Origin of the sequence: Crossiella sp. SN42, from assembly GCF_023897065.1 — a bacterium.
Taxonomy (GTDB): Bacteria; Actinomycetota; Actinomycetes; order Mycobacteriales; family Pseudonocardiaceae; genus Crossiella.
The window spans coordinates 83,735-108,237 of record NZ_JAMHIV010000036.1 but is presented as its reverse complement, the minus strand read 5'-3'; the positions used below and the strand labels follow the sequence as shown (position 1 = coordinate 108,237).

25 protein-coding genes and 1 tRNA gene are annotated in these 24,503 nt (G+C 72.2%); 19 read left to right on the top strand and 7 right to left on the bottom strand.

Features of this window, described 5'->3' with window-relative positions; all coding sequences use genetic code 11:
• The first annotated feature begins 63 nt into the window (after positions 1-63).
• The 3 genes from M8C13_RS35375 to M8C13_RS35365 are packed head-to-tail and all read left to right on the top strand — an operon-like array spanning position 64 to position 2,498.
• The gene (locus M8C13_RS35375; RefSeq protein WP_252485143.1) at positions 64-690 is read left to right on the top strand and encodes a TetR/AcrR family transcriptional regulator; all 627 of its coding nucleotides are present in this window, start codon (positions 64-66) and stop codon (positions 688-690) included.
• A 27-nt stretch (positions 691-717) separates the two neighbouring features.
• On the top strand, positions 718-1,662 hold the full coding sequence (locus M8C13_RS35370; RefSeq protein WP_252485142.1) for an ATP-binding cassette domain-containing protein: 945 nt from the start codon (positions 718-720) through the stop codon (positions 1,660-1,662).
• A gap of 11 nt (positions 1,663-1,673) precedes the next feature.
• A complete protein-coding gene (locus tag M8C13_RS35365) occupies positions 1,674-2,498 on the top strand; it encodes an ABC transporter permease (protein WP_252485141.1) in 825 nt (274 codons plus the stop codon).
• Between the two features lie 16 nt (positions 2,499-2,514).
• Here the strand turns inward: M8C13_RS35365 and M8C13_RS35360 are convergent, their stop codons facing one another.
• On the bottom strand, positions 2,515-4,479 hold the full coding sequence (locus tag M8C13_RS35360) for a cytochrome c oxidase assembly protein (RefSeq protein ID WP_252485146.1): 1,965 nt from the start codon (positions 4,477-4,479) through the stop codon (positions 2,515-2,517).
• Positions 4,480-4,631: 152 nt separating this feature from the next.
• Here M8C13_RS35360 and M8C13_RS35355 point away from each other — a divergent pair.
• From M8C13_RS35355 to M8C13_RS35330, 6 genes are all read left to right on the top strand, one after another.
• Positions 4,632-4,705 (top strand) — tRNA-Arg (locus tag M8C13_RS35355).
• Positions 4,706-4,823: 118 nt separating this feature from the next.
• On the top strand, positions 4,824-5,588 hold the full coding sequence (locus M8C13_RS35350; RefSeq protein WP_252485140.1) for an SDR family oxidoreductase: 765 nt from the start codon (positions 4,824-4,826) through the stop codon (positions 5,586-5,588).
• Between the two features lie 99 nt (positions 5,589-5,687).
• Positions 5,688-6,419: an SDR family NAD(P)-dependent oxidoreductase gene (locus M8C13_RS35345; RefSeq protein WP_252485139.1), complete on the top strand. Its 732-nt coding sequence runs from the start codon at positions 5,688-5,690 to the stop codon at positions 6,417-6,419.
• A gap of 65 nt (positions 6,420-6,484) precedes the next feature.
• Positions 6,485-7,933, top strand: a complete 1,449-nt coding sequence (locus M8C13_RS35340) for an MFS transporter (protein ID WP_252485138.1) — start codon at positions 6,485-6,487, stop codon at positions 7,931-7,933.
• A 199-nt stretch (positions 7,934-8,132) separates the two neighbouring features.
• The gene (locus M8C13_RS35335) at positions 8,133-12,002 is read left to right on the top strand and encodes a hypothetical protein (RefSeq protein ID WP_252485137.1); all 3,870 of its coding nucleotides are present in this window, start codon (positions 8,133-8,135) and stop codon (positions 12,000-12,002) included.
• Between the two features lie 14 nt (positions 12,003-12,016).
• A complete protein-coding gene (locus M8C13_RS35330) occupies positions 12,017-12,532 on the top strand; it encodes a DUF2165 domain-containing protein (RefSeq protein WP_252485136.1) in 516 nt (171 codons plus the stop codon).
• Here M8C13_RS35330 and M8C13_RS35325 read toward each other — a convergent pair.
• Genes M8C13_RS35325 through M8C13_RS35315 form a run of 3 tightly spaced genes read right to left on the bottom strand, consistent with a single transcriptional unit; the run spans position 12,483 to position 14,456 of the window.
• On the bottom strand, positions 12,483-13,238 hold the full coding sequence (locus M8C13_RS35325; RefSeq protein ID WP_252485135.1) for a MerR family transcriptional regulator: 756 nt from the start codon (positions 13,236-13,238) through the stop codon (positions 12,483-12,485). The genes M8C13_RS35330 and M8C13_RS35325 overlap by 50 nt on opposite strands.
• Positions 13,239-13,243: 5 nt before the next feature.
• Complete coding sequence (locus M8C13_RS35320; RefSeq protein WP_252485134.1) at positions 13,244-13,861, bottom strand: hypothetical protein; 618 nt, start codon at positions 13,859-13,861, stop codon at positions 13,244-13,246.
• A 46-nt stretch (positions 13,862-13,907) separates the two neighbouring features.
• Positions 13,908-14,456, bottom strand: coding sequence for an NADPH-dependent FMN reductase (locus M8C13_RS35315; RefSeq protein ID WP_252485133.1), 549 nt, complete (start codon positions 14,454-14,456; stop codon positions 13,908-13,910).
• 74 nt (positions 14,457-14,530) lie between these two features.
• On the opposite strand from M8C13_RS35315, the gene M8C13_RS35310 reads away from it, so the two are divergent.
• From M8C13_RS35310 to M8C13_RS35285, 6 genes are all read left to right on the top strand, one after another.
• Complete coding sequence (locus M8C13_RS35310; RefSeq protein WP_252485132.1) at positions 14,531-15,187, top strand: 4'-phosphopantetheinyl transferase superfamily protein; 657 nt, start codon at positions 14,531-14,533, stop codon at positions 15,185-15,187.
• Positions 15,188-15,299: 112 nt separating this feature from the next.
• Complete coding sequence (locus tag M8C13_RS35305; protein WP_252485131.1) at positions 15,300-16,178, top strand: hypothetical protein; 879 nt, start codon at positions 15,300-15,302, stop codon at positions 16,176-16,178.
• 74 nt (positions 16,179-16,252) lie between these two features.
• Entirely contained in the window at positions 16,253-16,924 is a 672-nt protein-coding gene (locus tag M8C13_RS35300) for a hypothetical protein (RefSeq protein WP_252485130.1), read from the top strand.
• Positions 16,921-17,625: a DUF4166 domain-containing protein gene (locus tag M8C13_RS35295; protein WP_252485129.1), complete on the top strand. Its 705-nt coding sequence runs from the start codon at positions 16,921-16,923 to the stop codon at positions 17,623-17,625. Before M8C13_RS35300 ends, M8C13_RS35295 begins: the two co-directional genes overlap by 4 nt.
• On the top strand, positions 17,618-18,262 hold the full coding sequence (locus tag M8C13_RS35290) for a TetR/AcrR family transcriptional regulator (protein WP_252485128.1): 645 nt from the start codon (positions 17,618-17,620) through the stop codon (positions 18,260-18,262). The genes M8C13_RS35295 and M8C13_RS35290 overlap by 8 nt, the downstream gene beginning before the upstream one ends.
• A gap of 196 nt (positions 18,263-18,458) precedes the next feature.
• On the top strand, positions 18,459-19,202 hold the full coding sequence (locus M8C13_RS35285; protein WP_252485127.1) for a trypsin-like serine protease: 744 nt from the start codon (positions 18,459-18,461) through the stop codon (positions 19,200-19,202).
• 75 nt (positions 19,203-19,277) lie between these two features.
• Here M8C13_RS35285 and M8C13_RS35280 read toward each other — a convergent pair whose 3' ends face one another.
• The 3 genes from M8C13_RS35280 to M8C13_RS35270 are packed head-to-tail and all read right to left on the bottom strand — an operon-like array spanning position 19,278 to position 21,840.
• Positions 19,278-19,871, bottom strand: a complete 594-nt coding sequence (locus tag M8C13_RS35280; RefSeq protein WP_252485126.1) for a DUF6875 domain-containing protein — start codon at positions 19,869-19,871, stop codon at positions 19,278-19,280.
• Positions 19,868-20,482 (bottom strand): hypothetical protein, encoded by a 615-nt coding sequence (locus M8C13_RS35275; protein WP_252485125.1) that lies wholly within the window; start codon positions 20,480-20,482, stop codon positions 19,868-19,870. The genes M8C13_RS35280 and M8C13_RS35275 overlap by 4 nt, the downstream gene beginning before the upstream one ends.
• Complete coding sequence (locus M8C13_RS35270) at positions 20,479-21,840, bottom strand: aminotransferase class I/II-fold pyridoxal phosphate-dependent enzyme (protein ID WP_252485124.1); 1,362 nt, start codon at positions 21,838-21,840, stop codon at positions 20,479-20,481. Before M8C13_RS35270 ends, M8C13_RS35275 begins: the two co-directional genes overlap by 4 nt.
• Before the next feature lie 142 nt (positions 21,841-21,982).
• On the opposite strand from M8C13_RS35270, the gene M8C13_RS35265 reads away from it, so the two are divergent.
• The 4 genes from M8C13_RS35265 (at position 21,983) to M8C13_RS35250 (ending at position 24,489) form a co-directional block, all read left to right on the top strand.
• Positions 21,983-22,639, top strand: a complete 657-nt coding sequence (locus M8C13_RS35265; RefSeq protein ID WP_252485123.1) for a PadR family transcriptional regulator — start codon at positions 21,983-21,985, stop codon at positions 22,637-22,639.
• Positions 22,640-22,776: 137 nt separating this feature from the next.
• Complete coding sequence (locus tag M8C13_RS35260; protein ID WP_252485122.1) at positions 22,777-23,175, top strand: SgcJ/EcaC family oxidoreductase; 399 nt, start codon at positions 22,777-22,779, stop codon at positions 23,173-23,175.
• Positions 23,176-23,245: 70 nt separating this feature from the next.
• The gene (locus tag M8C13_RS35255) at positions 23,246-23,734 is read left to right on the top strand and encodes a hypothetical protein (protein WP_252485121.1); all 489 of its coding nucleotides are present in this window, start codon (positions 23,246-23,248) and stop codon (positions 23,732-23,734) included.
• A complete protein-coding gene (locus M8C13_RS35250) occupies positions 23,719-24,489 on the top strand; it encodes an alpha/beta fold hydrolase (RefSeq protein WP_252485120.1) in 771 nt (256 codons plus the stop codon). Before M8C13_RS35255 ends, M8C13_RS35250 begins: the two co-directional genes overlap by 16 nt.
• Positions 24,490-24,503: the final 14 nt, after the last annotated feature.

The following is a 24,503-nucleotide window of genomic DNA, read 5'->3' as shown; positions in this document are numbered from 1 at the left end:
GGGGATGTCGGTGGTGGGTGGTAGTGGGTTGACTGAGTGAGCACTCACTCATAAGTTGGTGGCATGGTGGTGGACGGAGAGGGCGTGGGCAGGCGGCGGCGGGCGCCTGCGATGAGTCCCGAGCAGCGGCGGGCGGAGATCGTGCGCAGCACGCTGCCGCTGCTGGCCACGCACGGTCTCAACGTGACCACCAGCCAGATCGCCAAGGCGGCCGGGATCGCCGAGGGCACCGTGTTCCGGGCCTTCGCTGACAAGTCCGAGCTGATCGCCGCCTGCGTGGAGGCAGCACTGCGGGTGGACGAGCTGGTCGAGCAGCTGGCCGTGATCCCGGCCGAGGGTCAGCTGGACCGGCGGCTGGCCGCGGCGGTGGGCACCATGGACGCCTACTTCTTCCGGATGGGCTCGGTGCTCAGCGCCCTGGCCACCAGCGGATACCGGCTCGACGACGCCAAGCACCGCGCGCAGACCAAGAAGAACGAGGACATGGCCCACTTCCGGCCGGTGCTGACCGCGGTGGCCGAGCTGATCGGCGCGGACGCCGGGCGGCTGCGCGTGCCACCGGAGCAGGCGGTGCGGTTCCTGTTCGGCCTGGTCATCTCCAGCGGACTGGGCGGCACGCCCAAGCAGCTCAGCGAACCGGAGATCGACGAGGTCGTCGACTTCTTCCTGCACGGCGCACTCACGAACTGACGTCCACACCTCTTGGGGGACTTTCCGATGACCGAACCGATGATCAGAGCCACGGCGGTGACCAAGACCTTCGGCAAGGTCACCGCGCTCGACCGGGTCAGCGTGGAGGTGCCGCAGGGCACCGTGCTCGGCCTGCTCGGCCACAACGGGGCAGGCAAGACCACGCTGGTCAACATCCTCAGCACGATGTTCCCGCCCACCTCCGGCACGGCCAGCGTGGCCGGGTTCGACGTGGTCGCCCAGCCCATCGAGGTGCGCCGCCGGATCGGCCTGACCGGGCAGTTCGCCTCGGTGGACGAGGACCTGACCGGCACCGAGAACCTGGTGCTGATCGCCAGGTTGCTCGGCGCGGGCCGGCGGGCGGCCCGGCTGCGCGCGGCGGAACTGCTGGAGACCTTCAACCTGGCCGACGCGGCCGGGCGGCCGGTCAAGACCTACTCCGGCGGCATGCGCCGCAGGCTGGACCTGGCCGCGAGCCTGGTCGGGCAGCCCAGCATGGTGTTCCTGGACGAGCCGACCACCGGCCTGGACCCCTCGGCCAGGGTCGGCATGTGGGAGGTGGTCGAGGGCCTGGTCGCCGGCGGCACCACGATCCTGCTGACCACCCAGTACCTGGACGAGGCCGACCGGCTGGCCGACTCGATCACCGTGCTGAACAAGGGCAGGGTGGTCGCCCAGGGCACCGCGGCGCAGCTGAAGGCCGAGGTCGGGCAGCGCACCGTGGCGGTCTCGCTGGAGCCCGGAGCCGACCCGTGGCAGGCGGTGGAGGCGATTCGCCGCGGCGGCAAGCAGCCGGTCTTCGACCCGGAGCGCAACTCGATCACCGTGCCGGTGCTGGCCTCCAAGGAGCTGGTCACCGTGGTGCGCGCGCTGGACGAGGCCGGCATCGAGCCCGCCGGGCTGGCGCTGACCGAGCCGACCCTGGACGACGTGTACCTGGCCCTGACCCACAGCTCTCCGAGCGCGGCCTGAGAGGAATCGTGATGACCACGACCATCGCCCGCCCGGAGGTGCCCGAAGTGGCCACCCCGTGGCGGGGCAGCAGCCTGTTCACCCAGATCATGGTGCTCACCGGACGTTCGCTGCGCCCGGTGCTGCGCGACCCCAAGACCCTCGTGTTCAGCCTGATGCAGCCACTGCTGATGCTGGTGCTGTTCAGCCAGGTGTTCCGGGTCATCGCCGAGGGGCCGATGTTCCCCAAGGGCGTCGCCTACATCGACTACTTACTGCCCGCGATCATGGTCACCACCGCGACCATGGTCGGCGTGCAGGCCGGTGTCGGCCTGACCAGCGACATGAAGAACGGCGTGCTGGCCAGGTTCCGCTCGATGCCGGTCAGCCCGGTGGCGGTGCTGATCGCGCGCAGCATCGCCGACCTGACCAGGGGCCTGATCGAGCTGGTGGTGATGCTGATCGCGGCCGCGCTGTTCTTCGGCTTCGCCCCGGCGGGCGGGATCCTCGGCGTCACCGGCGCGCTGCTGCTGGCGCTGGCGGTCGGCTGGAGCCTCGGCTGGCTGTTCCTGGCCGCGGCGGCCTGGCTGCGGGAGAGCACCACCGCGCAGATGGTGGGCATGATGGCGCTGTTCCCGCTGCAGTTCGCCTCCAGCGCGTTCGTGCCGATCCAGAGCCTGCCCAGCTGGCTGCAGGTGGTGGCCGAGGTGAACCCGATCTCCTACGCCATCAACGCCTCCCGCGACCTGGCGCTGAACAACCCGGTCGGCTCCGGCGTGACCTCGGCCCTGGTGGTCAGCGCGGGGCTCGCGGTGGTCGGCGCGGTGCTGGCCGAGCGCGGGTTCCGTCGCCCCTGAGCGAGGCGGCCGGGGGTCAGCCGTCGCGCTTGCCCCCGGCCATCCGCTTGAGCATCTCGTTGTACGCGGTCAGGTCGGCGTCCCCGTCGGCCTCGGCGTGCCGGTCGGAGCGCTTGGCGTCCCTGTCATCGGCCTTGGCCCACTGGGCGAGCAGCGCGATCACCACCACCAGCAGCGGCAGTTCGCCGGAGGCCCAGGTCAGGCCGCCGCCGAGGCGCTGGTCGGAGAGCAGGTCGCTCACCCAGGGCAGGTTGAGCTGGTGGTAGAAGGACTCGCCGATCACGGTGGAGCCGCTCATCAGCGCGATGCCGAAGAAGGCGTGGAAGGGCATCGAGGCGAACACCAGGCCGAGGCGGCCCAGCGGCGGCAGCCTGCGCGGCGCCGGGTCGATGCCGATCACCGGCCAGTAGAAGACGTATCCGGCGAGCAGGAAGTGAGCGTTCATCGCCAGGTGCGCCCAGTGCAGCGGCAGCGCGGCGTCGAACAGGCCGGAGAAGTACAGGCCGTAGAAGGAGCCGACGAACAGCGCGAGCGCGACCAGCGGGTGGGTCAGCACCCGGCTGACCGGCGAGTGCACCAGCGCCAGGATCCACTCCCTCGGCCCGCTCGGGGCGTCCTTGCCCGCGGTGGGCAGCGCGCGCAGGGCCAGCGTGACCGGGCCGCCGAGCACCAGCAGCACCGGGGCCAGCATGGACAGCAGCATGTGGCTGCCCATGTGCACGCTGAACATCGCGGGCGAGTAGCGGCCGATGCCGGAGCTGGTGGCGATCAGGATGGTCAGGCAGCCCGCGACCCAGGCGATGGTGCGGCCGACCGGCCAGCGGTCGCCGCGCTTGCGCAGGCGGCGGACGCCCAGCAGGTAGACCAGCGCGGCGGCGATCGAGAGCGTGCCGAAGAGCAGGTCGAACCGCCAGTCCAGCAGCAGTGCCAGGAAGGTCGGCGGGCCGTCCAGGTCGTAGCCGATGAGCAGTTCGGTGGTGCTCGGCCGCGCGCTGATCTCCCCCGGCGGCGGGGTGCCGCCCAGGGCCACCGCGATGCCGACGGTGGCCAGCATCAGCAGCATCTCGATGCCGCCCAGGCGCATCAGCACCGAGCGGGACTCCGCCGCGCCCAGTGCCAGCACCCCGCGCCGCCGCTGGAAGAAGCCGATCACGCCGAGCACGCCCAGCGCGCCGATCTTGGCCAGCACCAGCGCGCCGTACGGGGTGGTGAAGACCTCGGCCGGGGTGATCCGCACCAGCGCGTTGACCACGCCGGAGACGGCCAGGGTGATCCAGCAGACCAGGGCCAGCTTGGAGAAGCGGCGGTAGGCGAGCTGGAGGTGGCCGCCGCCGCGGTAGGCGTGCGCGACCAGCGCGACCAGGCCGCCCACCCAGAAGCCGGTGGCCAGCAGGTGGAAGATCAGCGAGTTGGTGCCGACGTCGTGCGAGCCGCCGGAGGCCGAGTGCCCGGTGACCGCGACCGGCATCAGGCAGAGCAGGCCGAAGGCGAAGGTGGCGAAGGTCCAGCCCCAGGACAGCACGATCCGGCAGGCGATGGCCAGCAGCCCGGCCAGCAGCGCGGTGGCCACCCACGCCTTGGCCTGCTCCAGCGCGTCGATGTAGACGATCAGCTGGGCCGGGTCGAGCACGTCGGTGACCGGCTTGCCCAGCGCGTTGGCCACGAACAGCGGCACCATGGCCGAGGCGGCCAGGAACCAGCCCAGCGCCGCCCAGCCCGCGGCCCGCACCGCGGCGTACCCGTCGGCGGCCAGCAGCCCGCTGCGCTGGGCCGGGGTGAGGAAGACCGCGAACAGCAGCGAGCCGACCGCGATCGCCGCGCACACCTCGGCGATGGCCCTGACCAGCGACTGGCCGAACCGGGTGACATCGCCGGGATCGGGTAGCCCGTACTCGGCGTACACCCGCCCGGGCGATAGCGCGGTGAGCGCGACCGCGACGCTCAGTGCCAGCAGGATCCCCACGACCACCAGCACCGCCATGCCGCCGGTGGGACGTCGAACGGGGGTGGGGTCGACCTCGTCGGTGCGCTCGGGTGCCACAGGACGAGCGTAGGCAACGAAGAACCTGGAAGGGGGCGCGACCCCGGGCCGGGTTCCGGCTACGATTTCGCCCGGCGGTTTCCAACCGCCGTGCCCTCATAGCTCAGCTGGATAGAGCGAGAGACTTCTAATCTCTAGGTCGCAGGTTCGAGTCCTGCTGGGGGCGCTCTCTCAGCACGCCTTTGTCCGCGGCGCCCCCGCCCCGAATTCGCCGGAGTTCCGGCCACTCACCGCATAGCCTGGACGGGCACCTGGCCCATCTGGAGAGAACGGTGAGTACTTCCGTGACCACTCAGGCGAAGACCGTGTTCGTGACCGGCGCGTCCACCGGGTTCGGGGCGGCGATCGCCCGCCGGTTCGCCGGTGAGGGCAGTCGTGTGATCGCGACCGCGCGGCGCAAGGACAAGCTGGCGGAGCTGGCCGGGGAGTTCGGGGACCTGGTGTTGCCGGTGGAGCTGGACGTGCGGGACAACCACGCGGTGGAGCAGGTGGTCGCCGGGTTGCCCGCGGAGTTCGCCGAGGTTGACGTCCTGGTCAACAACGCGGGGCTGGCGCTGGGGCTGGAGCCTGCGCAGCGGGCCTCGCTGGCGGACTGGGAGCAGATGATCGACACCAACTGCAAGGGGTTGCTCTACTGCACCAGGGCGGTGTTGCCGGGGATGGTCGAGCGGCGGCGCGGGCACGTGGTCAACATCGGGTCGGTGGCGGGCACGCACCCCTACCCCGGCGGCAACGCCTACGGCGGGACCAAGGCGTTCGTGCACCAGTTCAGCCTCAACCTGCGCAGTGACCTGCACGGCACCGGGGTCCGGGTGACCTGTGTGGAGCCCGGCATGTGCGGCGGCACCGAGTTCTCCCTGGTCCGGTTCCAGGGTGACGCGGGCAAGGCGGCCGGGGTGTACGACGGGATGCAGCCGCTGACCGCCGAGGACATCGCGGAGACCGTGCACTGGGTCACCGGGCAGCCCGCGCACGTGAACGTCAACACCATCGAGCTGATGCCGGTGGCGCAGAGCTTCGCCGGGTTCCAGGTGCACCGGGAAGCGTGACGGGGCGCACTTTTTAACGAACGGTACATAACGGCCTTGACGGGTAGGTGACACGTCGACTACTTCTGTACTTGCCATTACAGAAGTAGGGAGCTGGTCATGAGCAAGCAGCTTGCGGGCAAGGTCGCGCTGGTCACCGGGGGTTCGCGGGGGATCGGCGCGGCCACCGCGCTGGCGCTGGGCGCGGCGGGGGCGGAGGTCGCGATCAGCTACACGGCGAATCCGGACAAGGCCGAGGCGGTGGTCTCGGAGCTGAAGGAGGCCGGGGTCAGGGCACTCGCGGTGCAGGCGGACCAGGCCGACCCGGCACAGGTGAAGGAGCTGGTGCGGACCGTGCACGAGCACTTCGGGCGGCTCGACGTGCTGGTCAACAACGCCGGGGTGGCCGCGAGGGACACCGGGGACGAGGAGCTGGACCGGCAGCTGGCGGTCAACATCGGCGGGGTGGCGGCCACGGTGCGCGCGGCCACGCCGCTGCTCAGCGACGGTGGCCGGATCATCAACGTGGGCAGCGTGCTGGCCACCCGGCAGCCCTTCGGCGGCATGGCCGAGTACTCCGGCACCAAAGCCGCGATCACCGTCTTCGCCAAGGGCTGGGCACGGGACCTCGGCGGGCGCGGGATCACCGTCAACACCGTGCACCCCGGTCCGATCGAGACCGACATGAACCCCAACGAGGGCGAGGCCGCGGCGCAGCGGACCGCGCTCACCGCGCTCGGCCGCTACGGCAGGCCCGCCGAGGTGGCCGCCGCGATCGTGTTCCTGGCCGGGCCGGACGCCGGCTACATCACCGGCGCCGAGCTGCACGTCGACGGCGGGCTCGGCATCTGAGCCGAATCGTTCCCACCTGGCGGAACGAGTTGCCCACGGCGTGGCGGGGTTCGCAGACTGCCCCGGTGAGCCAGGCCGAACCCGTGCTGATCCGCTCGGCCCGCGATGTCACCGACCTGGTGAACTCGGGGGCCGCGCGGGGCAGCCACGCCACCATGATCGTGATCATCGCGCTGGGCGGCATCTTCATCGACGCCTACGACTTCAGCTCGCTGGCCTACGGCATGCGGGACATCGCCGCGCAGTTCGGCCTGAGTCCGGTGGGCGCGGGCGTGGTCAACGCCTCGATCATGGTCGGTGCGGTGGTCGGCGCGCTCGGGGGCGGCTACCTGGTCGACAAGATCGGCCGGTACCGGGTGTTCATGGCGGACATGCTGTTCTTCGTGGTGGCCGCGCTCGGCTGCGCGCTGGCGCCCAGCGCCGAGGTGCTGGTGCTGTTCCGGTTCCTGATGGGCGTCGGCGTCGGCATGGACCTGCCGGTGGCGATGGCCTTTCTGGCCGAGTTCTCCCGGCTGCGCGGCAAGGGCAGCAAGGGCTCGCGCACCGCGTCCTGGTCGGCGGCCTGGTTCGTGGCCACCAGCGCCTGCTACCTGATCATCCTCGGCCTGTACTTCCTGATCCCGGCCGAGAACCACGGCGTGCTGTGGCGGTTCACCGTCGGCTTCGGCGCGGTGCCCGCGCTGGTCGTGCTGCTGGTGCGGCACCGCTACATGAACGAGTCGCCTGCCTGGGCCGCCGGCCAGGGCGACCTGGAGGGCGCCGCGGCGATCCTGCGCAGGTCCTACGGGGTCAACGCGGTCGTGGCGCCGGAAGCGACCGTGGTCACGGCGCCGAAGCGGTCGGTCCGGGCGGAGTTCGGGCGGCTGTTCAACCGCACCTACCGCCGCCGCACCTGGCTCTCCCTCGCCGTGGCGCTGGCCCAGACCTTCGGCTACAACGCGGTCGCCTACGGCCTGCCGGTGATCATCGCCGGGTTCCTCGCCCAGGGGCCGCTGACCACGATCAGCGCCTCGCTGGTGCTCAACGTGTGCTTCGCGGTCACCGGCGGCCTGCTCGGCATCCGCTGGGTGCGCAGCCGGGGCGCGTGGCAGCTGACCGCGCTCGGGTTCGCGGTGCAGCTGGCCGCGCTGGTCGCGCTCGCGCTGATCGGGCGGCCCAGCGGGCCGGAGCTGGCGGTGGCCGCGCTGCTCGCGCTGGGGGCGTTCCTGTTCGCCCAGGGCTGGGGGCCGGGCGCGAACTACATGACCTTCGCGACGCTGAGCTACCCGACCTCGCTGCGCGGGATGGGTGTCGGGTTCAACCAGGGGATGCTGCGCATCGGCTCCACGGTGTCCCTGTTCCTGTTCCCGGTGCTGAGCGCGAGCCTGGGGACCGGCGTGTTCTGGGTCATCGCGCTCGCGCCCGCGCTGGGGCTGCTCGCCCTGCTGCTGGTGCGCTGGGAGCCAGTCGGGTATGACGTGGATGCCGAAGACGCGGAAGGTGTCCCGGTGGAGGAGGCAGAGACGCGCCGCTGAGAAGTACCCCCAGTTGGACTCTCAGCAGCGCTTCCCGCCGATCCCATGGACACCTCTTCGCTGGGTCAACCTTTCAAGCCCCGGTTGTCCGCCGCACTGTCCGCACCGGACCGGATGCCCGAAGGTGCAGGTCACCTGCATAGGATGAGTTTTCCGGTCCGGATTGGCGGAGCGCTGGGGAGCGGGGAGAGCATGTCGGTTGTCGGTCGCATCCGGGGCCCGCGCGGCCTTCGCCGAACGATTCGCGCTGCTGTACGCCGAAGCCGGTGACCCACCGCTGAAGCGGGTCGCCGAGTCGGTGGCGCGTGCCAGGCGCACCGACGAGCGCGGCAGGCCGGTCCAGGTGACCACCCAGCGGATCAGCGACTGGCGGCGCGGCCGCAACGTGCCTGCCCGGTTCGCCGGGCTGGCCGTGGTGCTGGAGATCCTCATCGGCGAGGCGCGGGCCCGGCGGTCGGTGCCCGTGCTGCCCGGCCTCTACGACCGGGACGGCTGGCGGGAGCTGTGGTCGGCCGCGCAGGCCAGCCCGGTGGAGGAGGCCGAGCCGCCGCCGGATGAGACGCTGTGCCCGTACCGGGGACTGGCCGCCTTCCAGCCGGAGAACTCGCCGCACTTCTTCGGCCGGGAACGGGCCACCGCCGCCCTGCTCCGCCTGCTGCGCGCCGGCGACGGGCTCGCCATGCTGGTCGGCGCGTCGGGGGCGGGCAAGTCCTCGCTGCTGCGGGCCGGGCTGGTGCCCGCGCTGGCCACCGGCGCCGAGACCGTGGACTGGCCGGTCACCCTGCTCACCCCTGGCGTGCACCCGGTCAAGGAGCTGGACCGGCACCTGCCCGGGATGGCCGAGGCGGAGACCGCGGCGCAGGTCCAGGAGGCGCTCGGCGAGCAGCGCCGGGTGATCATCGTGGACCAGTTCGAGGAGGTCTTCACCCTCTGCCCCGACCAGGAGGCCCGGCGCACCTTCATCCGGCTGCTGCACCTGGCCGCCACCGAGGGGCCCGCCCTGGTGGTGCTCGGGCTGCGCGCCGACTTCTACGGCCGCTGCCTGGACCACCCCGAGCTGGTCGCCGCGTTGCAGGACCGGCACCTGGTGCTGGGCCCGATGACGGTGGCCGAGCTGCGCGCCGCGGTCACCGCCCCGGCCCGCGCGGTCGGCCTGCAGCTGGAGACCGGGCTGGTCGAGCTGCTGCTGCGCGATCTCGGCGTGAGCGAGCGGCGCGGCCGGGTGCGCGGGGAGAAGGACACCTACGACGCGGGCGCGCTGCCGCTGCTCTCGCACGCGCTGCTGGCCACCTGGCAGCACCGCCAGGGCGGGCGGCTGACCGTGGCCGGGTACCGGGCGGCCGGCGGCATCCAGGGCGCGGTCGCGGCCACCGCGGAACGGGCCTGGGCCGAGCTGGACGCCGCGGGGCAAGCAGCGGCCCGGCCGCTGCTGCTGCGGCTGGTCCGGATCGGCGAGGACACCGAGGACACCCGCCGCCGGGCCAGCCGGGACGAGGTGCTGGCGCAGGCGCCGGACCGGGCCGCGACCGAAGCCGCGCTGGAGACCCTGGTCTCGGCCCGGCTGGTCACCCTGGACGCGGAGTCGGTGGAGATCACCCACGAGGCCCTGCTGCGGGCCTGGCCCCGGCTGCACGGCTGGCTGGACCAGGACCGCGAGGGCCACCTCACCCGGCAGCGCCTGGAAGAGGACGCCAAGACCTGGGCCGCGCAGGGCCGGGACGCCTCGCTGCTCTACCGCGGCGCCCGGCTGCAGACCAGCAGGCAGGCCGTGGCCAGCGCCGGGCCGACCGAGCTTGCCCGGCAGTTCCTGGCCACCTCCACCCGGCAGTGGCGGCGCGCGGTGTGGCTGCGCCGGGCCGCGGTAGCCGCGGTGTGCGTGCTCGCGCTGATCGCCTCGGTGGCCGCGGTGGTCACCCTGGAGCAGCGGGACGAGGCGCAGTTCCGCCAGGTGATGGCCGAGGCGGACCGGGTGCTGGACACCGACCCCTCGCTCTCGGCCCAGCTCAGCCTGGTCGCGCACCAGCTCCGCCCTGGCGACACCGAGGTGCGCAGCCGGGTGCTGGCCACCCAGCAGCTGCCCCTGGCCACCGGCCTGACCGGGCACAAGGGCGCGGTCTACCTGACCTCGTTCAGCCCGGACGGCAGGACCCTGGCCACCGCGGGCTACGACGGCACCGCGCGGCTCTGGGACGTCACCGACCGGACCCGCCCGCGCCAGCTCGGCCAGCCGCTGACCGGGCACGCCAAGTGGCTCAGCTCCGCGGTGTTCAGCCCGGACGGCAAGACGCTGGCCACCACCGGCGCGGACAACACCATCCGGCTCTGGGACGTCACCGACCCGGCGAGCGCGCGGCTGCTCGGGCGGCCGCTGAACACCGGCGGTGGCACCGCGTACCTGCTCGCGTTCAGCCCGGACGGCCGCACCCTGGCCACCGCGAACGAGGACCAGACCGCGCGGCTGTGGGACGTCCGCGACCCGGCCCGGCCGGCCAGGATCGGTGAGCCGCTGGCCGGGCACAGCGGCCAGGTCCGCTCGCTGGCCTTCAGCGCGGACGGGACCATGCTGGCCACCGGCAGCGACGACACCCAGATCCGGCTGTGGGACGTGCGCGATCCGGCGCGGGTCACCCCGATCGGCCGCCCGCTCACCGGGCACCTGGCCGGACTGCACTCGGTGGCCTTCAGCCCGGACGGCAAGCTGCTGGCCTCCGGCAGCGACGACCGGACGATCCGGCTGTGGGACCTCAGCGATCCGGCCGCGGTCAACCCGGCCGGTCCACCGGTGGTCGGGCATTCCGCGCAGGTGTGGTCGGTGGCCTTCAGCCGCACCCAGAACCTGCTCGCCTCCGCCTCCGCGGACGGCACCGCGCGGCTGTGGAACATCAGCAACCCGGCCGGGGTCACCCAGTTCGGGCCGCAGCTGACCGGCCGCAACAACGAGCTGTACGCGGTCGCGTTCAGCCCGGACGGGCGCAGCCTGGCCGTCGGCGGCGAGGACGGCGCGGCCCGGCTGTGGTCGCTGCCCAGCGGCGCGCTGGTGGGCCACGCGGTCGCGGTCGGCACGCCGGAGTTCCGCCCGGACGGCCGGGTGCTGGCCACCGGCGGCGGCGACCGCACCATCCGGCTCTGGGACGTGGCCGATCCGAACGCGCCCCAGGCGCTGGCCGCCATCGACAACGCGCACACCGACCCGGTGTGGTGGGTGACCTTCCGCGGCGACGGCAAGCTGCTGGCCTCGGCCTCCACCGACCGCACCATCCGGCTCTGGGACGTCACCGACCCGGCCAAGCCGGCCCCGGTCGGCGCGCCGATCCCCGGCGGGCAGAAGTACAGCCTGCCGATCCGGTTCAGCCCGGACGGCAAGCTGCTGGCCGCGCCCATGGACAACAACATGATCCAGCTCATCGACGTCAGCGAGCCGGCCCGCCCGCGCCCACTGGGCACGCCCACCGAGGCGCACACCGGGTCGATCACCTCGCTGCGCTTCACCCCTGACGGCAAGACCCTGGTCTCGGCCAGCGACGACCACCGGATCCGGCTGTGGGACCTGACCGACCCGGCCCGGCCGGCCGCGATCGGCGAGCCGCTGAGCGGGCACACCGAGGCGGTGCGCACCGCCGAGCTGAGCCCGGACGGCAAGACCCTTGCCAGCGGCGGCGGGGACAACACCATCCGGCTCTGGGACCTGACCGATCCGCGGCATCCGGTGCCGGGCAAGGTGCTGACCGGGCACACCGAGAGCGTCAACCGGGTCAACTTCAGCCCGGACGGGAAAACACTGGTCAGCGGCAGCGCGGATCGCACCGTGCGGCGCTGGTCGGTGCCCGGGGGCGAGCCGGTCGGCGTGCCGCTGACCACCAGCTTCGCCACCTGGAGCAGTCCGGTGTACAGCCCTGACGGCCAGTTCCTGGCCACCCCGGGCTCGGACAACACGCTGCGGCTGTGGGACCTGAACCTGGAGAACGCGCGGCAGCGGGTGTGCGCGCGCACCAGGGACGTGCTCACCGAGGACCAGTGGCGTCGTCACCTGCCCCAGCTGGACTACGAGCCTCCCTGCCAGGACCAGTGACCTAGAGTCCGGCTATGCGTCTCCTGATCGGTTTGGGCGGACCGCGCACCGTGGGCGCGGTGCTGACCGGCGTCACCGCGCTCTACCTGGCCCTGGTGGTCTTCAACAACCTCACCGACTTCGGCACCAACCACGCCTTCGTCCAGCACGTGTTCGCCATGGACACCACGTTCAAGTCGCCGAACACGATGTGGCGGGCGATCACCAGCCCCGCGCTGGTGAACATCGCCTACGTGCTGATCATCGCCTGGGAGGCGGCCACCGCGATCGTGCTGGTCATCGCCACGGTCAGCTGGGTGCGCGCCGATGTGGAGGTCGCGCGCCGGATCAGCGGCCTCGGGCTGAGCATGCAGCTGCTGCTCTTCGGCGGCGGGTTCATCGCCATCGGCGGCGAGTGGTTCTGCATGTGGCAGTCCAAGCAGTGGAACGGATTGCAGGCCGCGCTGCAGAACGTGATCATCGGCGGGCTGGTGCTGATCGTCACCCAGGTGGCCGGGCGGGTGCGGGCAGCCGTTCCGCCAGCAGCGTGAGCGCCCGGCGCTGGGCCGGGGAGAACCCGCTCAGGTAGTCGGCCATCAGCGCGGGGCCGTGCCGCTCGGCCGAGCCGCCGGTCACCGCGCCCCACTCCCCCGTCTGGACCAGCGCGGCCAGGTCCTCGACCAGCAGCTCGATCCCAGGGTCGTCCACCGGCGCGTCGGCGAGGGCCTGGAGGCGGTCGGCGATCCGCTGGGACAGCTCGCGGTGCTCCTGCCACACCTGCCGGCAGAACCCGGCCACCGCGCCGGCGTGCTCGGGGGCCAGCGCGTGCAGCAGCAGCACCGCGCTCTTCTCCAGCTCCAGCATCTCGGCCGGCACGCCGTCGAGCTCCAGCCGGTCGAAGACCGCGGCCACCGGCTCCGGCAGGTCGAGGTCCACTGTGGACGATCGCAGTTCGGCGATCTTCCCGCGCTGTTCCTCGATCTCGCGCTGCCGCCGCGCCAGCTCCCGGTCCAGCTCGTCCAGGGCCGCGCGCACGGTGGCCGGGCCGTCGCCGAGCAGTTCGCGGATCCGCGGCACGGACAGGCCCAGTTCGCGCAGCCGCCGGATCCGCAGCAGCCGGACCAGGGCCGTTGCCCCGTAACGCCGGTAGCCCGCGTGGTCGCGGCCGGGTTCGGGGAGCAGGCCGTGCGCGTGGTAGTGCCGCACGGCCTTCACGGTGGTGCCCGCGAGCCGGGCCACCTCCCCGATGGTCAGCACGATCCTCACGGTAGCCGGGCGCCGCTGAGCACCGCCACCGCGGCGGCCGGATCGTCGGCGTGCAAACGGATCCGCTCGATCCGGTGCCGTCCGCGCTTGCCGAGGTCGACCTCGTGCGGCTCGGTCAGCTCGACCAGCACGCCGGTGGTGCCCAGCGAGGCGAAGGACAGCGTGCCGCCGTCCACCTCGATCATCCGCTCGTGCCTGCCGCAGAACTCCTTGCGCGCCGCGCCGAGCTTGGTCAGCGGCACCACCACCTCGGTGAAGCAGGCGAACCGCAGCCGCAGCTCCGCCGGGCCGACCGCGTGCGGGTAGACCCTGGTGGCGGCGAGCAGGCCCAGCACCCACAGCAGGCCGTAGGCCCCGATCGCCAGCAGCACCAGCCGCAGCCAGAGCCAGGGCGCCAGCAGCTCACCGGCGACGATCTCGATCACCGCCGCCGCCACCGCGACCAGCAGCGGCGCGGCCAGCCCGCCCGCGTAGTCGATGGTCCGCGCGCCCGCCGGCACCAGCCGACGTCCGCGCAGCCGGTGCCACAGCGCTCCGAACACCTGGATCTCCCGCACGCTGTCCCCCTTCTCCTCGAGCGACAGCGTGCGGGCCTGCCCCAGGGACAGGGTCAAGTCACCCGGGCTGCGGACCCCCATCCGCAGCCCGCGGACCGCTCACTCAGGCCGCGTACGGCCGCTTGGCGCGCGCTTCCCGCAGTGCGACGCCCCACCAGGTCAGCTGGTCCAGCAGCACCTTGGCCGCGGTCGCGCTGTGCTCGAACTCGGCCAGCGGGCCGTTGGCGTCGAACTTCTCGTAGACGGAGTGGAAGCTGACGGTGTCCCTGATCGTGGTGGCGTGCATCTCCGCCAGCACCTGGCGCAGCTGCTCCACCGCGCGCAGGCCGCCGGACATGCCGCCGTAGGAGACGAAGGCGACCGGTTTTGCCCGCCATTCGGCGTAGGAGCTGTCGATCGCCTCCTTCAACGGGGCCGGATAGCCGTGGTTGTACTCGGGGGTCACGATGACGAAGGCGTCCGCGCCGGCGATCCGGGCGGCGAAGCCCTCGACCCCGTCGGCCACGTCGACCAGGTCCAGGTCGACGTCGTGGTTGGTCGCCGCCTCACCGAGGAACCAGCGGGCCACCGCGGGGCCGAGGCGGCCCTCCCTGGTGCTGCTGATGATGACGGCGATCTTGAGTCGGTCAGTGCCAGTGGCTGAAGTGGTCATGAGGTAAGCCAACAACCTCGACCTAACTTGAAGTCAAGCGCCGGATTCCGTGCGGGTACAGGTATTTTGATCGCGTGCTTGAGAAGATCCTGCCGAACAACATCGCGGTGTCCGAGGCCTTCGACGACCCGGCCGAAGCCGTGCTCTTCGCGGAGGAGGAGGCGCTGCTGGGCCGCTCGGTGGAGAAGCGGCGGCGCGAGTTCACCACCGTGCGGCACTGCGCCCGGCGCGCGCTGGCCGAGCTGGGCCGGCCGCCCGCGCCCCTGCTGCGCGGTGAGCGCGGGGCGCCGATCTGGCCCGCCGGGATCGTCGGCAGCATGACGCACTGTGACGGGTACCGGGCGGCCGCGGTGGCCGAGGACTCCGTTGTCCAGACCATCGGGATCGACGCCGAACCGCACGCCCCACTGCCCGAGGGCGTGCTGGAGGCGGTCTCGCTGCCCGAGGAGCGGAGCTGGCTCAACACCTTGTCCCGCACCGACCCCGAAGTTCACTGGGACCGGTTGTTGTTCAGTGCTAAGGAGTCGGTCTACAAGGCGTGGTTCCCGCTCGCCCGGCGCTGGCTCGGCTTCGAGGAAGCCAGGCTCACGGTCGACCCCTCCGGCGGCACTTTCCGCGCTGACCTGCTGGTTCCCGGTCCGGTCGAGGGCTTTTCCGGGCGCTGGCTGGTGGCCGACGGGCTGGTCGTCACGACCATCGCCGTCCCCCGATCGAATGGCCAAAATCTGTGACGAAATCTGTTAACTGAACGTGTACTCGGTGACGTCTCGCTGGAGTTTCCGCGAGGGCAAGAAGGTTGCCTTTCAACAGGTAGTCTCGCCCTCGCCGGAGGGAGGGGCGGGCATGACGGATCCGTTTTCGGACAAGGACTTCAGCAGCACGCGGGACCCGCTCGCCGGGGCCCTGGCCGACGGACCGTTCGGCCGGGCGCTCGACCTGGCCATCCAGCGCAGCGAGCTGACCCTTGAGCACATCCAGCGCGAGCTCTCCGCCCGCGGCGCCCGGCTGGATCCGAACACGCTCAGTGACTGGCGGTGCAGCGACGCCCTCCCGGCCGAGGACGGCGAGCGGCCGGAGATCGCGGCCCTGGAGAGCGTGCTCAGCCTGCCACCGGGTTCGCTCGGCGCGCTGCTGGCCGATGAGGACCCGGCGGATCCGCGCACCGACCTGGCCCAGTTGCAGCGCCGGATGCGCACGCCGCGACTGGAACGCCTGATGGTGCAGGAGAACTACCACCTCGGCCCGGACTTCCGGCACCGGCTGCTGCGGGTGCGCGAGGTGGTGCGGGCCAAGCGGGACGGCGTCGGCCGGGCTTTTGTCTACTACCACGGCGATTCGCCACTGCCCGCGCTGACCGCGGCAGGCGGCTGCCGGATCGGCCGGGTCCGCACCGACCCCAACGCCGGGCTGCTGCTGGCCGAACTGCTGCTGGAGCGCCCGCTCGCGGTGGAGGAGACCGCGGTGCTGGACTACGAGCTGGCCTTCCACGGTGGCAAGCCGGTCGACCACCACGAGCGGCGACTGCCACTGGGCGCGCGGGACTACCTGCTCCAGGTGCACTTCGACCCGGCCGCGGTGCCCGCCGACTGCCTCGGCTACCTGCGCCCGGACGGCGAGTCCGAGACCGCGCACCAGCTGTGGGTCGGCCAGTACCACACCACGCACCTGGTCGTGCCGCAGCCGGAACCCGGCAACTACGGCATCCGGTGGATCACCAGCTAGTTACTTGAGCACTCGCTCAAAAAGAGTTACGCTCCGCCCGTCGAATTGAGCAGACGCTCAAGAACGGGGCTGACATGCGGCTCTACATCGAGACCACGATCAGGGCGGACCTGGCGGAGCTGTGGGCTCGCACCCAGGACCCGGCCCAGCACCAGCGCTGGGACCTGCGCTTCCACCGCATCGAGTACCTGCAGGCGGAAGCCGGTGCGCCGCAGCGGTTCCGCTACGCGACCTTCGGCATCGCCGGGGTCGGCATCAGCGTCGGCGAGCGGCGCACCCCGGACGGATCGAGCACCTCGGCGCTGCGGTTCGCCTGCGCGCACCCGCTGTCGCTGATCCGCGCCGGCTCCGGTTACTGGCGCTACCGGCCGGGTCCGGACGGCGTCCGGTTCTGCACGGGCTATGACTACCGGCCCGGCTGGGGCAGGCTCGGACCAGCGGCCGACCTGGTGTTCCGGCCGCTGATGGGCTGGGCCACCGCCTGGTCCTTCGACCGGCTGCGGCTGTGGCTGGAACACGGCATCAGCCCGGAATCGTCGTTGCGCCGCGCCGTGTTCGAGCTCGCCGCCCGCCTGCTGCTGACCACCGCCGCCCTGCTGCTCACCCCGCTGCCGGTCGCGCTCGCGACCGCGGCCCTCGCGCTGTTCCTGCCGCCCTCGGCCCGCACGCCTGCTGCCCGGCGCTGCCTGCGCACGGCCCGCGACGCCACTCCCCCAGCCACCCTTGCCCGACTGGAGCTGCCATGACCACCACCCTGACCACGACCGGCTCGATCTTCCGCAAGGCGCTGGGCGAGGACTTCGACCGCCTGCACCCGCAGTTGCGGCGCCGTTTCGGCTTCAGCGCGGCCGACGGGGTGGCCTGCGTCGGCGAGGGCGTGATGGAGGAGATCTGGCGCGGCTCCGCGTTCACCGTGCCGTTCCTGCGCCTGGGCGCGACCCGCAACATCCTGTTCCCGGAGACCGGCAGGGACGTGCCGTTCGTGATCGAGAACTACGCCTACCTCGACGACTTCGGCCGGGACACGGTCACCTTCGTGCGCACCTTCGAACTGGGCGGCGGCCTGCGGCGGCGCTTCGACGCCACCATGGTGCACAGCGCGCGGCGCGGCCGCGTGGTCGACTACCTTGGCACGCACCAGCACGTCGCGGTCGACCTGGACCTGTCGGTGGACAGCAGGGGCGGGCTGGTGATCCGCAGCGGCGAGCAGCGGCTGCGCGCCGGCCTGCTCGACCTGCGGGTGCCCAGGGCGCTGCTGGCGCGGGCCGAGGTGCGCGAGTGGTATGACGAGCAGGCCGGGGAGTTCCGGATCGAGGTGCGGGTGGCCAGCAGCTGGGCCGGTCCGCTGTTCGGTTACCGCGGCAGGTTCACCGCCCGGTACTGGGACACCGCGGCGGCTCGGGTGCCGGCGACGGTCCGGCCCTATCGGGAGGAGCTGCGTGAGTAAGGACGCCCGCACCGCGGAGACCCGCAGGCGGCTGATGGACGGCGCGATCGACACCATCCGCGCACACGGCATCAGCGGCGTCTCGGCGCGCTCCATCGCGACCACCGCGGGCGTCAACCAGGCGCTGATCTTCTACCACTTCGGCAGCGTGGACGAACTGCTCGGCACAGCCTGCCTGACCAGCACCAAGGCCAGGGTCGAGGCCTACCGCGACCGCTTCGCCACCGTCTCCGACCTGCGCGCCCTGCTGAACCTGGGCCGCGCCCTGCAACAGGAGGAACGGGCCGCGGGCAACGTCACCGTGCTGGCCCAGATGCTGGCAGGCGCCCAGGGCGACCCGAAGCTCGCCGAGGCCACCCGCACCGCACTGGACCTCTGGGTCGCCGAGATCGAACTGGTGCTGCGCCGCATCCTGGCCGCCTCCCCGGTGGGCGAGCTGGCCGATCCGGCCGGGCTGGCCCGCGCGGTGGCGGCCAGCTTCATCGGCGTGGAGCTGTGGGCGGCGGCCGACCCGCAGGGAGCCGAGGACGGGCTGGCCGCGCTGGAACAGCTGGCGGTGCTGGCCGAGGTGGTGGACAACCTGGGACCGGTGGCCCGGCGCGCGCTCAAGGCCAAGCTGCGCGGGGTGCGGCAATAAAACACACGTTTGCGCTGACCGGACCCGGCCATAAGTAGGAACCGTTTCACTCCCCGGAGTGTGAAATTCCGGGCCTTCCCCTGGCGCGGACCGGTGTCGGATGCTCTGTGCGAAGCCCGAACACCACCGTCCGATTAACGGTCCCCGCTCTCCCCTGCTTCGCGGGGCATCGCGGACGGGAAGGAGCGCTTTTCTCATGAAGATCCGTCGTATCGCGATGAGCCTGTTCGTCGCCGCGGCCGCCGCCGTCGGTGGCCTCGCCGGTTCCGCCTCGGCCGCCCCCGCTCCGAGCGACGATGTGTCGCCGCTGATCGTGGGTGGCGGCAACGCGACCCAGACCTACTCGTTCATGGTGTCGCTGGACACCGGCTGTGGTGGCTCGCTGATCAAGCCCACCTGGGTGGTGACCGCCAAGCACTGCACCAACACCGCGCCGCGGCAGGTGCGGGTCGGCTCGCTGTACCGCAACCAGGGCGGCAGCACCGCCGCGGTGAAGCGGGTCGTCCGGCACCCCTCGATCGACCTGGCCCTGCTGGAGCTGTCCTCCCCGGTGAGCCAGGCGACCGTGCCGGTGGCCGCCACCTCCGGCCCGGTGGGCACCGCGACCCGCATCATCGGCTGGGGCGCCACCCGGGCGGACGGCTCGGGCGCGGCGACCTACCTCAAGGAGCTGAACACCTCGATCGTGGCGGACACCCGCTGCACCAACGGGATGAACGCGGCCGCGGAGATCTGCACCAACAACACCGGTGGCAACCAGGGCGCCTGCTACGGCGACTCGGGTGGCCCGCAGGTCAAGCAGGTCGGTGGGGCCTGGCAGCTGGTCGGCGCGACCAGCCGCTCCGGCAACGGCGACCCGCGCTGCGCCACCGGCCCGTCGATCTACGTGGACGTGCCCTACTTCCGCAGCTGGATCAGCCAGTACGCGGGCACTGTGTGATCTGTCCTTAGTGGACCGTCTGGCCCGGCTGCCCGCGCAGCCGGGCCAGACTGCGGAAAAGTGGCCGCTGCCGGTTCAGCGCGAGATGAGCTGGGCGCGCAGCCTGGCCGGGATGCCGGGGGCGAACCTGGCCAGATAGGCGTCCAGCTGACCGTTGTCGGCCAGCAGGAACGGCAGGTCCACCGGCAGCAGCCGCCGGATCGCCAGCAGCGGCACCGGCGAGCGCAGCGGGCGGAAGTCCTGGTTCCACAGGCCGGGTTCGGCGCAGTGCGGGTGGAACTGGCCGAGCATCAGGCCCTCGGCGACGAACTCCGGCTTGAGCTCCCGCTGCACCGCGTCGACCTGGCCGGGGTCGGCCGCCGGCAGCACCAGCAGGTAGGTGAGCAGGTCGGCGCCTTCGGGGTCCATTGTGGACAGTGTTGCGGTGTACTCGGTGCGCAGGGCGGTCAGGGCCTGGCGCAGGTCGCCGGAGCCGATGCCGAGGTGGAACAGGTCCCGGCGCAGCGCGGGGCGGGTGTACGGGCAGACCGGGCCGCTGCGGCCGAGGTCGGGGTGGCCGGGGATGAGGAAGTCCTTGGCCCAGCGCAGGACCAGCTCCAGCGGCGGTCGCTCGGCCAGTGGCGGCCGACCGGCTTCGACCTCGGAGGCGGTCCAGAGCCGGGGGTTCACCGGACTGTCCTGGGCGCGCGCCACATCGGTCGCAGACTCGGACCGTCGGGCAGCCGGATGTCCTGGCCGTGCGCGGTGAAGCCGAGCAGCCGGGCCGCCGCCTCGCCGCCCGGTGAGCTGGCCTCCAGGTAGATGGGCAGGTCCAGCTGGTCGCAGCGGTCGATGACGTACGGGGCGAGCAGCCTGCCGCGGCCGGTGTGCTGGAGGTCGGGGGCCACGCAGGCGAAGCTGAAGTAGCAGTGCGGCTCTTGTTGCGGGTGCGCGGCGTCCTGGAGCGCGCTGATGGTGCGCAGCCTGGCCGCGTCCTCGCCGAGGGCGGCGGTGAACCGGCGGTCCAGCTCGCGCTGCTGGAACTCGCTCAGCGCGGTGGCCCCCGGCGGCAGGGTGAGCAGTGCGCAGTCCAGGTCGACGGTGGTGTAGACGCCGTGGTTGGCCAGGGACAGGTCCAGGAACACCCGGAACATCCTCGGCGACAACCGCGCCCGCCGCAGGGGGTCCGGGAAGATCCATTCCACCAGTGGGTCGGTGGCGAAGGACTCGGCGAGCAGGCGGGTCAGCGCCGGGACGTCGGCCGGGGTGCCCTTGCGCACCAGGCGGTCCAGGGTGATCATGTGTCCTCCCGTTGTCGGACGAGTTGGGTGACCCGGCGGTGCAGCGCCTCGATCGCCGGCTCCGCCTCGGGTTTGAGCAGCACGCTGCGCAGCACCCGGGCCGCGGCGGCGTCGGCGCGCACGCCGGGGTGGCGGCGGCCCAGCTCGGCCGCGGTGACCCGCAGGGTGCTGAGGTAGATCGGATCGGCCTCATCGGCCATGCCCTCGGCCAGCGCCCGCGCCGATGCTCCGTCCACTTCGGACAGTGTGTCGCGGCGCGGGAAGTAGGTGAGGATGTCCAGTTCCGGCTGCTGGTAGAGCACCAGCTCCTCGGACTTCTCGATCAGCTCCGCCCAGTGCAGCGCGGCTCGCCGCCCGGCCGCGAGCACCTCGCCGAGGCCAGTCCTGGTCAGCGGCAGCACCTTCAGCGTCAGCCACAGCGCGGCCGCGGCGGCCCCGGCCCGGCTGCACTCCAGGGAGATCTCGCCCAGGTGCAGCTCGTCGGAGGTGAAGTAGGTGTAGGGCGAGTCGTGCCGGTAGAAGCGGCCGACCGCCGGGTCGGCGAAGAGGACCGCGCCGCAGCCGTAGGGCTGGAGGCCGTGCTTGTGCGGGTCGATGGTCACCGAGTCGCAGCGCCGGATCGCGGCGAACGGCTCGGCGGGCACGCCCAGTTCCCCGGCCAGCAGGGCGAAGAAGCCGCCGTAGGCCGCGTCCACGTGGATGCGCACGCCGTACTTCTCCTTCAGCGCAAGGACTTCGTGGATGGGGTCCACCGCGCCCAGTCCGGTGGTGCCGGGGGTGAGCACCACGGTGCCCACGTCGCCTCGGCGCAGTCTCCGTTCCAGCGCAACCAGATCCATCCGGCCCAGGCCGTCGGCGGGCACCGGTTCGCTGGGCACGCCGAGCAGCCGGCACATCCGGCCGTGCGTGTAGTGCGCCTCCGCGCTGTGCAGGATCAGCTTGCCGGGACGGGTTTCCCGCGCCACGAACAGCGCTTCCAGGTTGGCGATGGTGCCGCTGGTGGTGAGGTGTCCTAAATGGACTGGCAGGCCGAACATCCCGGCCAGCGCGGCGATCACCTCGCGTTCCATCCGCGCGGTCGCCGGGCCGCCGTCCAGGGCGTGGTTGTTCGGGTTGACCAGCATCGCGGCCAGGTAGCCGACCACGGCGGCCGGGTGCGGCGGCTTGACCATCTGCGCGGCGTAGCGCGGGTGGCCGAACGGGTAGTTGGCCCGCATCCGGTCGCCGAACTCGGCGAAGGCGCGGCCGAAGTCGGCGTCGGTGACCGCGTTCGCCGGGTGCGGGGCGACCGGGCCGAAGCTCGCCGCCCAGTTGTCCACCAGGTCGACCGCGCTGCCCAGCCAGTGTCGGAGATCCACGAGAACCAGCCTCGCCACTGGCTCCACGTGGAACCTCCCGCTGAGAGGGGACCCGCCACTACCGCAGCGGGAGCGGAGTCCCGGTTGCCACGGGACCTCCGGACCCGTATACTCGGATACGAGTACTCGGAACGGAGCAGAGATGGCCACCACCTACCGCCGCTCGAACCCGCTGGCCCTCGCCCTGCTGTCGCTGCTCTGGGAACGCGAGATGCATCCCTACGAGATGGCCACCACGCTGCGCGAACGGCACAAGGACGAGAGCGTCAAGCTCAACTGGGGCACGCTGTACACGGTGGTCGAGTCGCTGGCCAAGCACGGGCTGATCGAGGCGGCCGGGGCCGAGCGGGACGGGCGGCGGCCGGAACGCACCCCGTACCGGCTGACCGAGGCCGGGCTGGCCGAGCTGAACGACTGGCTGCGCGAGCTGATCGCGGTGCCGCATAAGGAGTATCCGCGGTTCGAGGCCGGGGTCTCCCTGCTCGGCATCCTGCCGCCTGAGGAGGCGGCGCGACTGCTCGGTCAGCGCGCGGAGACCCTGGCCGGACAGGCCGAAGGGCTGCGCTCGGTGATGGCCGACCTACGCGCCCAGGGCTTGCCCGCGCTGGCCTGGATCGAGCTGGAGTACCGGGTGGCCATGATCGAGGCCGAGCACCGCTGGGTCTCCGGCGTGGTCGAGGGCATCGAGCAGCACACCATCGAGGGCGCGGACTGGTGGCGCGACTGGCACGCGCGGGGCGCGAAGCCGGGTCAGCTGCCGCCGTTCGGCCCACCAGACGCACAGTCCGAAGTGGACTGACGCGCTTCTCGGCGCGGTGCGCCAACACCGCGCCGAGAAGTGGACACACAAGCACCGCGTGGCGGCCCTCGCGCCCGGTAACGCGAACCCAGGATAGCCGGGGACGCCACGCGGACCATCCGAGAAGGAGCATCCGCATGTCCGAGATCAACGAGACCTTCCAGCGCCTGGTCGAGGCCTGGAACAACGGCGACGCCACCGCCTACGCCGCGCAGTTCACCGAGGACGTCGACTACGTCACCTTCCACGGCCTGCACATCCGCGGCCGCGCGGAGCTGGCGGCCGGGCACGCCAAGCTGTTCGCCGGTCCACTCAAGGGCGTCAAGCTCGGCGGCGGGTCGGCCGGGGCGGTGCCGCCCTCGGTCAAGTTCCTCGCCCCGGACGTCGCGGTGGTGGTCAACTCCGGCGGCAGCAGCCTGCCGGGGCAGGACGCCCCCGCCCCGGAGCGCGACTCGGTGACCACCGCGGTCGTGGTGCGCACCGAGGACAGGTGGCTGATCAGCGCTTTCCAGGTGACCCGGCGGCAGGCACTCTGACGCACCGGCTCCTTGACGCCCGGTGTCAAGTACTTTACGTTTGCCGTCAAGTAGCAAGCGGAGGTACTCGATGCCCAGTCCGACGTCCGCGCACACCGCCCTGGTCGAGCAGCTGCTGCGACTGAGCGAGCAGCGGCTGCTCGACCCGCTGGAGATCCTGCTCCAGTCGGCCGAACCCCTGGCCACCGCGCGCACGTACCTGCGCGCCGCGGTGGAGACCCAGGCGGCGCAGCTGCTCGGGCGGGACGAACAGCTGGCCCGGCAGGCGGCCGCCAGGGTGATCGGCGCGCTGTACCCGGGTGATCAGCCGTTCGACCCGCCGCTGGAGTGGTGGCGGACGCCGCTGGGCCAGGTCGTGGCCCGCCGGGTCGGGCACCCGGCCACCGAGGCGGTTCCGTACTCGGTGGCCGGGGCGATGCTCGGCGTCACCCGGCAGGGCGTGCACGACCTGGTCAACCGGCACAAGCTCGACCGGCACCCCGACGGCGGCGTGCGCACCGAGTCCGTCCGCGCCCGGCTACTCGCCAGAGAGGACGGAAACACATGGGGGACAACATGATCGAGCTGACGGTCGAGTCGGGTCCGGTACCCATCGCGGTGCGGGACCACGGCGGCGACGGCCCGCCGGTGCTGCTGCTGCACGGGCTCGGCGGGTCGATGGCGCACTGGGACCCGGTAGTGCCGGAGCTGACCGGAACCCACCGGGTGGTGCTGATGGACCTGCGCGGGCACGGCGGTTCCGGGGTGGGGCCGTGGAGCTGGCCGGCCGCGCTGGCCGACGTCGAGGCGGTGATCGCCGCACTCGACCTGGGCAGCCCGGCGGTGGTTGGCATGTCGCTGGGGGGCATGGTCGCCACCCGCTGGGCGGCCCGGCCGGGCTGTCCCGGCGCGGTCAACCTGGACGGCCTGCGCGGGTACCTGACCGCGCCGGAGAACTACCCCGGCCTCGATCCCGCCTTGCGGGAGAAGGAACTCGCCCGGCTGCGGGCGCTGTTCGACGAGCAGGCGGCCGCGGTCACCGGGCCGCTGGCGGAGATCATCGACGACCTGCGGGCGGCCGTGGAGGAGGACCACCTCGCCGCCTGCCGGGCGGCCCGCTCACCGCTGCTGGTGGTCGCGGCCACCGAGAACCTGCCCGCACAGGACCAGTTCCCCGAGCTGACCGAGGCGTACCGCCGGGGACTGGACCGGGATCTGGCCACGCTGGCCGAGGTGTGGCACGTGCAGGTCGAGCGGATCGGCAGCAGTCACGCCATGGTCCGGGAGCACCCGGCCGAGGTGGCCAAGCTGATCAGGGAGTTCCTGGCGGTCTGAGCGCACCGCGGCCC

Bases quoted from the DNA above. Each gene is read 5' to 3' on its own strand.
- M8C13_RS35265 (WP_252485123.1), top strand. From the start codon at position 21,983: ATGGCCACCACCTACCGCCGCTCGAACCCGCTGGCCCTCGCCCTGCTG.
- M8C13_RS35365 (WP_252485141.1), top strand. From the start codon at position 1,674: ATGACCACGACCATCGCCCGCCCGGAGGTGCCCGAAGTGGCCACCCCG.
- M8C13_RS35285 (WP_252485127.1), top strand. From the start codon at position 18,459: ATGAAGATCCGTCGTATCGCGATGAGCCTGTTCGTCGCCGCGGCCGCC.
- M8C13_RS35250 (WP_252485120.1), top strand. From the start codon at position 23,719: ATGGGGGACAACATGATCGAGCTGACGGTCGAGTCGGGTCCGGTACCC.
- M8C13_RS35275 (WP_252485125.1), bottom strand. From the start codon at position 20,482: ATGATCACCCTGGACCGCCTGGTGCGCAAGGGCACCCCGGCCGACGTC.
- M8C13_RS35300 (WP_252485130.1), top strand. From the start codon at position 16,253: ATGCGGCTCTACATCGAGACCACGATCAGGGCGGACCTGGCGGAGCTG.
- M8C13_RS35255 (WP_252485121.1), top strand. From the start codon at position 23,246: ATGCCCAGTCCGACGTCCGCGCACACCGCCCTGGTCGAGCAGCTGCTG.
- M8C13_RS35375 (WP_252485143.1), top strand. From the start codon at position 64: ATGGTGGTGGACGGAGAGGGCGTGGGCAGGCGGCGGCGGGCGCCTGCG.
- M8C13_RS35360 (WP_252485146.1), bottom strand. From the start codon at position 4,479: ATGGCGGTGCTGGTGGTCGTGGGGATCCTGCTGGCACTGAGCGTCGCG.
- M8C13_RS35315 (WP_252485133.1), bottom strand. From the start codon at position 14,456: ATGACCACTTCAGCCACTGGCACTGACCGACTCAAGATCGCCGTCATC.
- M8C13_RS35295 (WP_252485129.1), top strand. From the start codon at position 16,921: ATGACCACCACCCTGACCACGACCGGCTCGATCTTCCGCAAGGCGCTG.
- M8C13_RS35345 (WP_252485139.1), top strand. From the start codon at position 5,688: ATGAGCAAGCAGCTTGCGGGCAAGGTCGCGCTGGTCACCGGGGGTTCG.
- M8C13_RS35330 (WP_252485136.1), top strand. From the start codon at position 12,017: ATGCGTCTCCTGATCGGTTTGGGCGGACCGCGCACCGTGGGCGCGGTG.
- M8C13_RS35370 (WP_252485142.1), top strand. From the start codon at position 718: ATGACCGAACCGATGATCAGAGCCACGGCGGTGACCAAGACCTTCGGC.
- M8C13_RS35260 (WP_252485122.1), top strand. From the start codon at position 22,777: ATGTCCGAGATCAACGAGACCTTCCAGCGCCTGGTCGAGGCCTGGAAC.
- M8C13_RS35305 (WP_252485131.1), top strand. From the start codon at position 15,300: ATGACGGATCCGTTTTCGGACAAGGACTTCAGCAGCACGCGGGACCCG.